Annotated in this window: 12 protein-coding genes; 7 read left to right on the forward strand and 5 right to left on the reverse strand. The window is 28.0% G+C overall.

The window, feature by feature from the left end:
• Positions 1-50 precede the first annotated feature (50 nt).
• Both BMUR_RS08135 and xerD read right to left on the reverse strand, forming a co-directional pair.
• Positions 51-2,327 carry a hypothetical protein gene (locus BMUR_RS08135; RefSeq protein ID WP_013114122.1) on the reverse strand — a complete coding sequence of 759 codons (2,277 nt, stop codon included), beginning with the start codon at positions 2,325-2,327 and terminating at the stop codon, positions 51-53.
• 32 nt (positions 2,328-2,359) lie between these two features.
• Positions 2,360-3,292: a site-specific tyrosine recombinase XerD gene (xerD, locus tag BMUR_RS08140; protein WP_013114123.1), complete on the reverse strand. Its 933-nt coding sequence runs from the start codon at positions 3,290-3,292 to the stop codon at positions 2,360-2,362.
• Positions 3,293-3,533: 241 nt separating this feature from the next.
• Between xerD and BMUR_RS08145 the strand changes: the two genes are divergently transcribed.
• From BMUR_RS08145 to BMUR_RS08175, 7 genes are all read left to right on the forward strand, one after another.
• Entirely contained in the window at positions 3,534-4,517 is a 984-nt protein-coding gene (locus BMUR_RS08145; protein WP_041750100.1) for an aminotransferase class I/II-fold pyridoxal phosphate-dependent enzyme, read from the forward strand.
• Between the two features lie 106 nt (positions 4,518-4,623).
• Complete coding sequence (locus tag BMUR_RS08150) at positions 4,624-5,007, forward strand: hypothetical protein (RefSeq protein ID WP_013114125.1); 384 nt, start codon at positions 4,624-4,626, stop codon at positions 5,005-5,007.
• A gap of 22 nt (positions 5,008-5,029) precedes the next feature.
• Positions 5,030-5,683, forward strand: a complete 654-nt coding sequence (locus BMUR_RS08155; protein ID WP_013114126.1) for a hypothetical protein — start codon at positions 5,030-5,032, stop codon at positions 5,681-5,683.
• A gap of 148 nt (positions 5,684-5,831) precedes the next feature.
• Positions 5,832-6,542, forward strand: coding sequence for a DUF4241 domain-containing protein (locus BMUR_RS08160; RefSeq protein ID WP_013114127.1), 711 nt, complete (start codon positions 5,832-5,834; stop codon positions 6,540-6,542).
• 118 nt (positions 6,543-6,660) lie between these two features.
• Positions 6,661-6,912 (forward strand): hypothetical protein, encoded by a 252-nt coding sequence (locus BMUR_RS08165; protein ID WP_013114128.1) that lies wholly within the window; start codon positions 6,661-6,663, stop codon positions 6,910-6,912.
• Between the two features lie 251 nt (positions 6,913-7,163).
• The gene (locus tag BMUR_RS08170) at positions 7,164-8,096 is read left to right on the forward strand and encodes a hypothetical protein (RefSeq protein WP_013114129.1); all 933 of its coding nucleotides are present in this window, start codon (positions 7,164-7,166) and stop codon (positions 8,094-8,096) included.
• Positions 8,097-8,242: 146 nt separating this feature from the next.
• On the forward strand, positions 8,243-9,145 hold the full coding sequence (locus BMUR_RS08175; RefSeq protein WP_013114130.1) for a cysteine hydrolase family protein: 903 nt from the start codon (positions 8,243-8,245) through the stop codon (positions 9,143-9,145).
• Positions 9,146-9,436: 291 nt separating this feature from the next.
• Here BMUR_RS08175 and BMUR_RS08180 read toward each other — a convergent pair whose 3' ends face one another.
• From BMUR_RS08180 to BMUR_RS08190, 3 genes are all read right to left on the reverse strand, one after another.
• Complete coding sequence (locus BMUR_RS08180) at positions 9,437-10,402, reverse strand: beta-ketoacyl-ACP synthase III (protein ID WP_013114131.1); 966 nt, start codon at positions 10,400-10,402, stop codon at positions 9,437-9,439.
• Positions 10,403-10,969: 567 nt separating this feature from the next.
• Complete coding sequence (locus BMUR_RS08185; RefSeq protein WP_013114132.1) at positions 10,970-12,391, reverse strand: DUF4026 domain-containing protein; 1,422 nt, start codon at positions 12,389-12,391, stop codon at positions 10,970-10,972.
• A gap of 94 nt (positions 12,392-12,485) precedes the next feature.
• Complete coding sequence (locus BMUR_RS08190) at positions 12,486-13,184, reverse strand: M48 family metallopeptidase (protein WP_013114133.1); 699 nt, start codon at positions 13,182-13,184, stop codon at positions 12,486-12,488.
• Positions 13,185-13,492: the final 308 nt, after the last annotated feature.

Here is a 13,492-nt window from a genome sequence, read left to right on the forward strand (position 1 = left end):
GTACTTTAAAGAAAGCACTCCCTTTTATTTTTTATATTATTTAATATTTTTTAGTTATCTTTCACTTTTTCATCTTCATCTTTTTTATCATCATCATTACTCTTAGCCAGAGTAGCACTTTCTTCTGTTTGTTTAGGCTTAGGTCTCAAAGAATTAAGAAGTGTATAAGCAACTGCTACATTCTCCTCACCTGAAGAAGAAGCAACCCTAAATGCCATAAGCGAAGAATATCTGCTTCTGCCGTAAGCATATCTAAATCCCACCTCTACAGTCTCTCCAGCATCTATATCCAAAGTTTCCCTATCAAGCACTATAGTAGATAAAGCCTGAGCCAAGTCTGTTTTTATAGTTACATCACTTTGTTTTTTAGAAGTTCTATTAACTATAGTGAGCACACCCGTTCTGTTTCTTTCATCTAATTTTACAGTAACATTAAACGGGTTTTCTGAATATTTTTCTTCTATTCTTGAAACTATAGAAGCATTGATATTAGCCCATTCTCTTATACTGTTTCCAGAACCTCTAAACTTTGACCATAACATTCTTGAAACGTCATGGAAGAATATTCCTCTTATTCTGCTGCTTCTATTGAATTTAGCCTCTGATTCATATACTCTTCTCATATATTCAAGTTCTGGTCTTAAACTTCCATCCTGAAGTCTGTTGTCTATCATATTACCAACTAACACATTATACTCGCCTGATAAATACTGCGGCCAAGCTGCAAGCATACCCACATGCTGAGGACGGCTAGCCTCATATATCATAACTGCATCATAATCTATACCCGCATCAAAGAACATATAAGGGTCCTGTCCATGCTCCTGACCATGATTCCAACCCAAAGTAAATGCCCATAGTTTTTTCTTTATTCCAGAATCTTTTATAGCTTTTATTATCAAAGACTCTTTATGGGCTCTGAACCATCTCCATTTCATACCTATTTCTTTTCTGCCTCTGTTTACAGCGAGCCAACGCATACGTGCAGCTTTACTCATAGTAGACCAGCTTGCAGGCACATAAACTCCAGTAAGCTCAACCATCTCATCAACCATTTCATATCCGTCAACTTCGCCTGTACGTATAAAGTCGAGACCTACATATGATATATTAGGATTAGAATCATATCTCTTTAATATATCTATAATGTCCTGCACTCTTTTAGGGTCAGCTAATGATATATGTCTGCTTTCAACAAGGCTTTGAGTAGCAGAATTATATCCTATAGAAACCTCATATCCGCCTTTTCTAGCTCCGCCGCCTGCAGCAAAATAACTCATAACATAAGCACCAAGCTCAATATCACCTTTAGCCTTACTTGCTGCCAAATTATCTATATTCTTAATCATAGCTTTAGCCCAAGGTTCTTCTGGTGTAATTCCAGCTGTCCAGCCAGTAGTCTGACCGCCTATAGCCCAGAATATATCGCATTTCATATATCTAATCCAGTCATATATAGCATCATAAGTAGTAGGCTCACCTGTCTCTACACTTGGGATTTTTTTAGTAGTTAAATCTATAGCATATTCCAATGTAGCTATTTTTTTAGTTTCTTTAGCAGGAGGTGATTGTCTTCCTTTTACAGTAAAGTCTTTAGTATATCCGAAAACTCCGTCTTTAGTCTGAACAAGGACTATAGCCTGATATTCTCCTAAAACTCCGCCGAAAGGATGAAGATATGTGCCTTTATACTGAGAGTTCTGAACTTTAAATACGTTTATAGGATATCTTTCATCTCCATTTTTTCTTACTATTTTATCTTTTTTATATCTTACATATATACTTAAATTTTTTATAACATCTTCAGTATATACAGAAGCATTTATTACCACTGGTTCATATCTGAATACGGATATTTTTGATAAATCTATAGCCACTCTAGGAGCTTCACGGCTTCTTGAATTTTTTATAGCCAAGTCAACTGCTTCGCTTAATTTATCCGCCATTTTATCTGTAGTGTTAGCGTTAAATACCATGGCCGGAAGTACATTAGGATTAGGCATTTCGCTGCTCAATTCATCATCGCTTAAAAGCATATTTTGATTTAAATACTCTATATCAGCATCAGCACTTATCTCTTCTTCTGTGTAAATATCTTCCAAATCTACCGATAAATCATAATCATATATAGGCTTAGTAGTTACTAATGATAAGGAATCAGGATTATACATATCTATTCTATGATTTTTTGCTGTCTCATCAAACAGATAGCTTGTATCTTCAAGATTACTAACGATTGTCATTCTCTCGCCTATACCAAAAGTTAAAGCTACCAATGATATAGATATAAGCAGTAATATTGTAGTGGCTATTATACTTCTTTTCATCTGTGTTTCATTCCAATTTTTTATATTTTTTATTATATATTAGTATTTTGTCTAGCATGTTTTGAATGCTTTGGGTGTTTGGCTATTTGTTTTTTCAAATGTGATGAATCAACATGGGTATATATTTCTGTTGTTGTGATATCTGAATGGCCTAACATTCTTTGAACTGCTCTCAAATCTGCTCCATGCTGTATAAGATGTGTGGCAAAACTATGCCTTAATGTATGAGGGTAAACGTTTTTAGTAATATTGCTTTTTTTCATTGTTTCTTTTACTATTTTCCAAATGCCTACTCTTGAAATTTTATCTCCTCTGAAGTTCAAGAATAATTCGCTTGTCTTTTTGCCCTTTACCATTATCACTCTGCTGGTTTGAATATATCTTTGCAGTATGTCTAATGCTCTGTCATTAATAGGAACTATTCTTTCCTTGTTGCCCTTACCGCGTATCTTTAAATACTTGCCTTCAAAAAATATATCATCTATTCTTAGAGAACAAATTTCACTTACCCTTAATCCAGATGAATACATAAGCTCAAATATAGCTTTATCTCTTAACCCCTTATCAGTTTTCTCATTATGTACTGATAAAAGATCATCTACCTCCGTAGTAGTAAGCGATTCCGGCAGAACTCTTTTTAAACGTATTACCTCCAAATTGTCAGTAGGATTCTTAGAGATATAATTTTCCATCACTAAGAATTTATAGAGATTAACTATACTTACTTTATTTCTTGCAACTGTCCTTGATTTTGAACCTTGTTCTTTACGTTCGCTTAAAAATTTCTCAATATCCTTTCTTGTAGCTTTTAAAATTGTTTTTTTGTTTCTAGTTAAAAAATCAAGATATATAACAATATCTCTCTTGTAAGATTCTAAAGTATTTGATGATAAGCCTTTTTCTACTGCTTCATAATTTAAATACATTGATAATATTTCTTGATCGGAAACCTGTTTTACTGACATTGAAATCTGCCTCTTAATTTTAAGATATAATATACAAATAGCTGACTGGAATAAGCATAGTAAACATATTGTCAGCTAAAAATAATTATCGGCAAGATTTACCAATTATTTAAACATAATAAGGTACCCAATAAAAATATTAAATTAACTAAACATAAAACTAAAAATAGTAAATTAATTTTAAAATAATAAGATAATTATAATAATATTAAATTTATTTTTTATGCTATTTATTAATTTTATGAACAGAAAAATTTTTTTGGATAAAAATGAAAATCCTTACAAGCCTTCAAAAAATATTATTAAAGAGCTTGAAAAGTTTGATATTAATTCTCTGAGATTCTTTCCGGAGTACAGCCCTTCAAAATTAGATTATGAAATGGCTAAATATCTTAATATAGAAACAAACTCTATAATATCGGTTAATGGCATGTATGAGGCTTTTGCATGCATTATAAACTCATTTGATAAATACAAAATATATTTAGAAGAGCCGTACAGAGATCTTTATACAAAAATATTAGAATATTATAAAATGCATTTTGATATAATAGAAGCCAAAGATGATTATAATATCAATCTTAAAAAAAATATGCGAAGCAGAAACTCTATTATAATAGCAAGCAATCCTAATGCAGAAACCGGAATGTTTATAAATATAAAAGAAATTGAAGAGTTCTTAAAACATTATGAAGGAATATATGTTATAGATGAATCATACATAAACTTTGCCGGAGAAAGTGCTGTTAAACTTATTAATGAATATCAAAACTTAATAATAATAAGATCCATTGCTCATTCGCATTCTATATCCGGAGTTAATGTGAACTTTATACTATCTAATCCTTCAAATATAGATAGTATTTCAAAATTAAGACAAAAATATGCAGTAAACAAAATATCTGAAACCATAATTGCAGCAGCTTTGCAAGATGAAAAGACTTCGTATAAAAATATTTTTGATATAGTATTAGAAAGAAATAGATTAGATACTCTCTTAAGTAAAGAAGGTTTTATAGTAGTGCCTTCAAGAGCCAATTTTCTTTTGATAAAACATATATATAAAAGTGCTGATTATATATATAATGAACTCCTAAAAAGAAATATATTTGTAAAAAATTATGATAAAGAAAATATACTCTCTGATTTTTTAAGAGTTACAGTATCTGCTCATAAAATTAACAATATATTCTTAAATGAATTAAGAGACATAGTCAATAATTAAAAATATTAAAAATAGTTTTGCATATAATAAAAGTATGCCTGCATCCTATAATATTGACAATTTATACATAAAAGCTATAATACCAAAAATGTAATTGGAGGTTTATATGATATTGGACGAAATAAAAAAATATTATGATCTGGTAAAAACAACTGAACTTAAGCCGCTTTATGAAGATGATTTTCAATTTGAGCTTTTAAGAAACAGAGAAGAACTTGAAAATCATATAAGTGATTTAGATGATGATGAAAAATCAAGGGTAAGAAATGCTGCAGCAGATGAATTAAACAATTCTAAAGGAGTTGTATTTTATAGTTCTGAAAGTGCCGGAGATGTTTATTCAAGTATTGAGGATTTTTTGGTTTATCTGCTTAATGAAATATTATATCAAAAATTATTAGTAAAAAGTGAGGGTAAAAAATTATCATCGTATTTTATGGAACTTGAAATAAGCATAAAAAAACTTCTTGTGATGATTTGGACTAATTAATTTTTATATTGGGGGAACTATAATGAGAAAAAATTATTTATTATTATCTGTAATCACTTTATCAATTATGCTTACTTCATGCTTCAGACCAGTAAAATCATATTTTAATATAGTATCATCAAGCAAAGAAAATGATAATATAAAAGTAGTGGTAGAAGCTAAAAAATCAGGAAGACAATCTGAAAATATATTCTTAGTTTCTCAGTTTTTAAATGATGATGATGTTATTGTGAATACCTCTATGTCGCAGATAGGACCTATGATGTTTGATGCTGGAAAATATGAATTTAATATTCCTTTTCCTACAAACTCATTTACTAAATACACAAATTTTATTGAAGAAATACAGCCTGAAAAAGCTCAGCGTATAGCACAAAGCGGAGGATTTGGAAGCAGCTTCTTTACATATATGATGCTTATGAATTTGATGGACAATAGAAGACCTGTATATTATGATGATTATGGAAGAAGAAACACTGTAGATAGAGATTATTATAATACTAGAAGCACTACATACAATAATAACAGAAGAAGTATATTTAATTCATCTTCATCTAAAAAAACAACAGTAAATAATAATAGTTCTACAAGACGTACATTGTTCAAGCAAAACTCTGGAAGTTCTACAAGAAAAAAAAGCACATTCAGACGCTCATCTACTAGAAGGAGAAGATAAATTTTATTATACAGCTGAACACTATAATTAATAAATTATATATGTTTTTAATATCTTGTACTTTAAGCCCCAGATTATTTTAAGTAATGCTATGTAAAGCATACATAACTAAGATAGGCATATTATAAAAAATATTAAGGAGATACATATGGATAAAAATTTTAAAGAAGAGTTTGATAAAGTTAAACATCTTTTGAAGCCTAATTTTGATTTGGATACTGCTTTCAGAGATAAAAAATTTAAAGATACAAAATTGGATATACTTGAAGTTGGGGAAATTAATATTACAAGCGGTAAAATAATAGCATGCGATCCTTTGGCTTATCTTTATGATGATATAGAACCTTTTATTCAAACTGTAAAACCTGATAAATATAAAGTTTCGCTTCTTATAATCGAAGAGGAAGAGAGAATTGCTATGGCTAAAATTTCTTTTTCTGATAATGATCCTAAAACTTATGAGCTTGCTGTAACTGGAGAAGAAGATTTATCAGATATAGAAGAAGGAGAGTTTTTCGGATATCCAGTAGATGCTGGTATGGGCTGTGTATGCGATTATGAAACAGCATTAAAATATTTAGAGTATGAAAAAGAACTTGAAGAAAACGGCGATTTTGATAATAGATATGATGATTTGTTTTCTGATTTGTTGGAAGATAATGCTAAAAAAAATCCAAAATATCAGTCAGAGTACGGCGATTGGCTTAACTGGAATGTTCCAGAAAGTGATTCAAATATAGTATTATTTTCAAGCGGATATGGAGACGGATACTATCCTTCATATTTTGCTTATGATGAAAATAACGATATATGTGCTTTTTATACTGTATTTATAGATTTGGAAGATGATGGAGAATAATTTATAAAAATCATAAATAGTTATAATAGTTTTTTATTTTATGATATGAACTATTAATATATTTAAAAATATCATTTTTTTATTATATTAATAGTATTAAACCACATAAGGATAAAAAATGAAAACAATATTAAAAACTATTATAATTACTATAATGATTTTTGCTTTTGTATCATGCTCAAAACAAAACTATGGTATTGACAGCAAATATGCAGGTACTTATAAAGGAAATGCCAGTGTAAATACTTCTTCAGCTGCTATAGAATGCGAAGGAGTATTTACAGTTAATTCTGACGGATCTATAAAAGGAAATATTTATAACAATAGTAAAACATATGAAAAAACTTATGATGTATCTAAAACTCTCTAACAAAAGAAAATGACAGTACATATAAAGCCTCTGAAAACTTGTTTGGCTACAAAGTAGATTTTATTTTTATATTTAATTCTGACACTCTAACTATAGAAATAACAGATTATAATGAAGGCAGTGTTGTTAAAGGAAATTTTAGTAAATTTATTTAAAAAATATGTAAAAAAAATTGACATACAACAATAAATATATTATAATGTAAATATAGTAAATAATAAATTTACACTATATTTACAAAGGATATATTTATGAAAAAAACATTTATTAAATCAGTATCTTTTTTAATGATATCTTCAAGCATAGTTTTTGGTCAGTATTATTATGATAATCAGAATTATTATAATAATAATCAAAGCACTTATAACAATAATAATACATATAATTATTATGAAGAGTTTATGAAAGTTTTGACAAGAGAAGCCAACAATCCAAACAGCATTTATTACAGCCCAGTTTTTGCAAGCAAATATAATAATACTCAAATGAATGCAAATACATATAATGAGGCTATGAACGCTATGAATTATGCTTCAGAAAATTATAATAATACACAGCCTTATATAAACCCTTATGAAGAGCTAATGAAAATGCTTGAGTCAGAATCAAAAAATCCAAACAGCCCTTATTACAGCCCAAATCAAAATGCTGGTCAGTACAATGATAATCAATATAGCGGTCCTTATCAGTATAATGGATACGCCGATACTTATCAAGATGCGTATTATGAGAATCAATATTATAATGACCCTTATCAGTATAATGAATATAGCGATCCTTATCAAAATGCTAATCAATATAACAATAACAGCGATTATAATAATACTCAATATAATGACACTTATCAAAATAATTACAGCACTCAAACTAATACATCAGAAAACCCTTATCAATTGGCAGCAGAAGAGTTAATAAAAGCAGCTGAAGAGTTAAGTAAAAAAGCACAGGACGCTAATACTTATCAGTATAATCAAAATCAAAATAATACCACAAAAAATAATGCTCAAAACTTCTATACTCCTTTCAAAGTTCCTCAAGTAGTTTTTGATACAGTAAAAAGAATGTATCCTAATGAAAAAATATTGGATATATCAGCAGATACTATAGGAATATATGATGTAACTTTAAGTAATATGGTAATACTATCTATAGATAAAAATGGCAATATTATGTATCAAAAATAATTATATTTTATTTTTAGCATAATAATATAATAAATAAAAAAGAGTCTTAAATAATATTAAGGCTCTTTTTATTTTTGTAAAAAACATTTGCTTTAAAATAAAAGTTTATATATTATAATGCAAAATAAATAATAAGGATTTCTATTATGCCAGTAAAAATACCTTTTGAAAAAATAGTAAATGAAGATTATATAGGAAAAGAAATTAACCCTATAAGTCATAATGATATTTATAGTGCTGCACAAAATATCGATAATAATACAAAAAAAGAGGAAGACATTAATTTACTTATAATAGACCCTCAGAGAGATTTTATAGACCCAGATAAAGGAGCATTGCCTGTAAAAAATGCTTTAGAAGATATAAAAAGAATAATAAGATTTATATATGATAATATAGAAAATATTTCTAGTATTTATGTTACATTAGATACTCATAGATACGATTCTATATTTCACCCTATTATGTGGAAAGATGCTTCAGGAAATACAGTCTCACCTTTTACAGAAATAACATTAGAAAAAATAGAAAATAATGAAATAATACCGGCTTATAATAAAGATATACAGACAGATTATGTAAGAAAGTTAAAAGAACAAGGATCACAAAATTTGATGATATGGTCTTATCATTGTATATATGCATCAGACGGCTGGCTTATAGAAAAACAGCTTTATAATATGCTTATGTTCTTTGAATGTTATAAAAAAACAAATATTAATAAAATTATTAAAGGCACAGATTCTTTCAGTGAAATGTACGGAGTTATAAGACCAGAAGTATCTTCTAAGTACACAAAACAATATGATAATTCTTGGGTAAAAGATATTATTAAGTCAGATAAAATATATGTATGCGGAGAGGCTAAAGATTACTGCGTATATGAAAGCGTAAAACAGTTTACAGAAATTTATAAAGACAATAAAAACGCTTTAGAAAAAGTAAATATAATGATGAACTGCTGCAGCGATATAGGCGACAAAAAAATATCTGATGAGAAATATAATAAACTCTCAAAAGATTATGGTATAAAACTTATTAATATATAATGACTGTTAATAATACACTAATATGCTAGTTTTCATTTTGCATATAGTAATACTAAAAATTTTAAGTTTGTCAAAAATTAGTTTTGATATTTTTATTATTTTCAGATGTTTCCTTTGACTGTTATAAAACAACTGTGAAAGCGGTACGCTGTGTACTTAGTAATTCCCAATCCCAGAAAATATTTAAAATTTCAAAAATAAAATAATTGTTAATTATCATTTTATGCAATAAAAAAGGATAGCATAAAAAGCTATCCAAACGATAATTTTATTCAAAAATATATAGATGTATTACCATATCATTAAAGTAGATCCCCAAGTAAAACCGCCTCCGAATCCTGTAAGAAGAACTAAATCTCCGTCTTTAATTTTATTATTTTCTAAAGCATCAGTTAAAGCTAATCCTATACTTGCAGAAGAACAGTTGCCAAATTTATTTAATACAACGCTTACTTTCTCCATAGGAAGACCTATTCTTTTGGCAACAGCCTGCATAATTCTTAAATTTGCCTGATGAGGAACAAAGAAACTTACATCAGATAATTGTTTTCCAGTACTTGCCAAAACTTTATCTATACTATTAGAAAACTCTGTTACAGCTCTTTTAAAAGTTTCAGAACCAGCCATATATATTTTAAACTCTGGAGCATCTACGTCCTCTCTTATAGGACATACACTTCCGCCATTTAATACGATACTCATATCAGGCTCGCTTTGCATATGCATTCCAAGAATACCTCTTCCGTCATCTCTTGTTGTTATTAATGAAGCAGTAGCAGCATCACCGAATAATATAGCAGTACCTCTGTCTTTCCAATTAATATCTTTAGTTAATTTTTCAGAAGAAACTATAAGAACATTTTTGCATTGACCGCTTTCTATTAATGCAACTGCTGTGTTTAATGAATATATATACCCAGAACATGCAGCCGATAAATCCAAAGCAAAACAGTGTTTAAGCCCTAAAGCATTTTGAAGCTGACCTGCCATAGAAGGAAATATATAATCTTTTGTTACAGTAGGAACTAAAATAGCATCTACATCATTTAAATCTACACCTTTTTTTTCTAGGTTTTTAACTGCATTTAAGCCCATTTCAAATATAGTTTCATCAGCTCTTGCCATATGTCTTGTTTCTATTCCAGTACGAGTTATTATCCATTCATTATTGGTGTCTAATATACTTTCAAAATATTTATTATCTAATATTCTTTCAGGTACATAATATGCTATATTCTTTATATATGCTCTTTTCATTTTACGCTCCTAAATGTAGTTAGTAGTTAAAGGTATAATTTTTATGATATAATTGTAGTATAAAATAGCAAAAAAACTATAGTTAATAGTAACTATTTTGTAAAAAATGATGAATTACAAGGAATATAATAGTGAATTTGAATATATTTTATTACTATAAACAATAATATGTCTAAACAATTATAATTTGTACAAATAAATTTTTTAAATTATTTGTATTATTCGTCCGCCAGTTTTTTGAGACTAGAATAATGCATCATAAAAAACTACATTTGCCGCAAAGGCAATTATCAGATAAAATTTTAGGTATTATCATTTGTTTGATATATATTATTAACAATAAAGGTTTAGTAATTTAGTTTTACAAATGACAAAAATTTTTATGAAGATGAACACTTAATGTTATTTTTTGGCATAGCTCAAATAAGCAGTGCAATAATAATAAAATTAGTTTTAAAACAAGTACAATAGTGAAATTTGATATATTTTATTTTTGTAAACATAAAGTTAAAACAATGAGCTTATTAAAGCCCATTGTTTTTATGATTTAGTATATATTAAAAATACTTATTCAAATAATAAATAAATATTTCTTGAATTGTATTCACCTTCTTCTGAATATATAGTCCAGTCAGTAAGTCTTTCTATACTATGCATTCCTCTGTCGCCTTCATGCATACCTAAATCTTTATATGGTTCATTGATTAAAGTAGCGTCAAAATATCCGTCATCGGTAAAATCATGAACATCAAACCATAAATGCTCCAAATCATTAGGGTTTTCTTCAGTTTCTCCGTATCCTAGCTTTACCAAAAAAGAAGTTTTTTCATCGCCTTTATTTTTATTTAGAAGTTCTAAGAAATATTCTAATTTTTCAAAAGCAGCTTCTCTCATAAGCGAAGTTTCAAAATAGCTCATCATAAACATAGGGTTATCAGTAAGTTCTTTTTTATAATAATCAAGAGAATGATAATTACCGTCCTTATCTACAGCAAGCAGTATGCCGGAAGGAGTATTATGCACTCCGTCATTTCTATCTTTAGCACTTCCAGAAACATCATCAGCAATATTCAGTTTTTTTAATGCCTCCTGCCAAGGAAACCAGCATACATAAACATTATAAGCTGGATTGAATTTAAAACCTGCTTCCGGAACTCCTCTTTCTATAAACATTTTAGCACAGGTATTTAAAAGAGCTCCATAAGAAGCATTTGGATCTTCAACTCCTACTATTTCAAGTTCTATAGAGCCTACTCTGTAAAGACCATGTGTATGAAACCAATACTCTACCTTGTTTGGATCTTTATCATCATCATAAACAGCATGTATAGTATAGAGATAATCCAAAGAAGCAGGCAATGCAAAAGTAGAGGTATATGAAAGCCAATCACCGGAATGAGCAGTGTAGCATGACATATCCAAAAATATAGAGGCTTCCGGAACTAAGCTGTCTAAGAATTTTAATTGTCTTTGATAGTCTGTAAGAGGAAAATTATCAAATGTCGTAGATACATGTACAGCATATTTGCATTCGCATGCTTCATTATAATCTTGTTCTCTTACTGTGTTTACAGAAAATATTTCAGGTACATTTTCTGTAACAGATGAAGCATCAACCAATGCAATATAAAAACTAAGCTCATCATTATTTTCTTCTTCACTTTCTTCATTATGAGAATGAGAACAGCCGCATTCGTCATCTTCACAATGTCCCCCGCATCCGCAATCATGATGACTTTCGTCCATTACCATAGGTAAATACTGAAGTTTAACAGCTATCTCCCATTTTGATTTATCTCTTATAAAATTGCTTTTTTCTATCTCATGAAATTCTAAAACCATATACTCATCAGATTCTGAAAGTATTTCTCTCACCTCATCAATACTAATATTATGATCATACTCTTTTGAAAATACTGCAGCCATCCATGATTCCAATCTTTGTTCGCCGCTTGAAAATACATTGTATAATTTTTCATTATATTCCATTATATATTACCTCATAAACTTGTTAAAATTAATGCCTACATTAAATAGTGTTTTTAAGTATAGTATAAATCATATTTTTTTCAATAGCTTTAATTTATAAATCATTAAAAAAACTATTTAGTATTTTCTTTGCTTTTTTATATTCCGGCATATATTTTTTTATAATTTCATAGAATTTTTTACTGTGATTGGCTTCTATAAGATGTGCTAATTCATGAATTACTATATATTCTGAAACTATGATAGGGTATTTCATCAGTTCTATGTTTAATGTAATATATTTTTTTAAAGTATCGCATGAGCCCCATTTGCTTTTTAATTTTTTGACAGTAAAGCCTCTTATTTCAAGAGACATGATTAAGCAATATTTTTTTAAAAGAGTATCAAACAGTTTTAATGCTTCTTTTTTATACCAAGTTTCAAGCAGTTTATGTTTTCTATTTATATCAGCATCTTTAAAATTTTCATCTTCTTTCATATTTACATACATATTTATAATATTGTCATTTATTATGATGTTTTCTTTTTTTGATTTTAATATATTTAACTCATAACATTTTCCAAGATAGTATATTTTATCTCCGTTTATTAATTCTTTTCTGCTTATGTCATATAAATTTTTCTTTTTTATGCTTTCTTTTTTTTCTTCAATCCAATCTTTTCTATTTTCTATAAGCTCGTATATATATTTTTTTGAAACTCTTTTTGGGGCAGTTACGTATATATTCAAATCTGGTTTAACTCTGATATAAATATTTTTTATTTTTTTGTATTCTATTATTATTTTATTCATTTTGTATTAAAAAATTATTTATGTATTATTGTAAAAAATGTTTTGTAAATAAAAAAGTATTTTTAAAAAGCAGCGGACATAAAATTATGTCCGCTATTAAGGTAAATTATGAAGAAAAAAATTTATAAAATTAGATACAAATCAATTCTATTGATATATATAATATATCAAACTTTTAAAAAAAGTGTAAAAAAAAAATTTAATTTTAATATGAAAAAAACATTTTATATTAAAAAAACTTAAAAAAATAACGAATAAAACATTAATATATATATACTTTATTTATTTATATTATATAATCAATAGTT

Source organism: Brachyspira murdochii DSM 12563 (assembly GCF_000092845.1).
GTDB classification, from domain to species: domain Bacteria; phylum Spirochaetota; class Brachyspiria; order Brachyspirales; family Brachyspiraceae; genus Brachyspira; species Brachyspira murdochii.

What these genes read in the sequence shown, in the direction of transcription:
- BMUR_RS08135 (WP_013114122.1), bottom strand. Translation starts at nt 2,327, where the DNA reads ATGAAAAGAAGTATAATAGCCACTACAATATTACTGCTTATATCTATA.
- BMUR_RS08180 (WP_013114131.1), bottom strand. Translation starts at nt 10,402, where the DNA reads ATGAAAAGAGCATATATAAAGAATATAGCATATTATGTACCTGAAAGA.
- BMUR_RS08165 (WP_013114128.1), top strand. Translation starts at nt 6,661, where the DNA reads ATGAAAACAATATTAAAAACTATTATAATTACTATAATGATTTTTGCT.
- BMUR_RS08150 (WP_013114125.1), top strand. Translation starts at nt 4,624, where the DNA reads ATGATATTGGACGAAATAAAAAAATATTATGATCTGGTAAAAACAACT.
- BMUR_RS08145 (WP_041750100.1), top strand. Translation starts at nt 3,534, where the DNA reads ATGAACAGAAAAATTTTTTTGGATAAAAATGAAAATCCTTACAAGCCT.
- BMUR_RS08160 (WP_013114127.1), top strand. Translation starts at nt 5,832, where the DNA reads ATGGATAAAAATTTTAAAGAAGAGTTTGATAAAGTTAAACATCTTTTG.
- BMUR_RS08170 (WP_013114129.1), top strand. Translation starts at nt 7,164, where the DNA reads ATGAAAAAAACATTTATTAAATCAGTATCTTTTTTAATGATATCTTCA.
- BMUR_RS08155 (WP_013114126.1), top strand. Translation starts at nt 5,030, where the DNA reads ATGAGAAAAAATTATTTATTATTATCTGTAATCACTTTATCAATTATG.
- BMUR_RS08190 (WP_013114133.1), bottom strand. Translation starts at nt 13,184, where the DNA reads ATGAATAAAATAATAATAGAATACAAAAAAATAAAAAATATTTATATC.
- BMUR_RS08175 (WP_013114130.1), top strand. Translation starts at nt 8,243, where the DNA reads ATGCCAGTAAAAATACCTTTTGAAAAAATAGTAAATGAAGATTATATA.
- BMUR_RS08185 (WP_013114132.1), bottom strand. Translation starts at nt 12,391, where the DNA reads ATGGAATATAATGAAAAATTATACAATGTATTTTCAAGCGGCGAACAA.
- xerD (WP_013114123.1), bottom strand. Translation starts at nt 3,292, where the DNA reads ATGTCAGTAAAACAGGTTTCCGATCAAGAAATATTATCAATGTATTTA.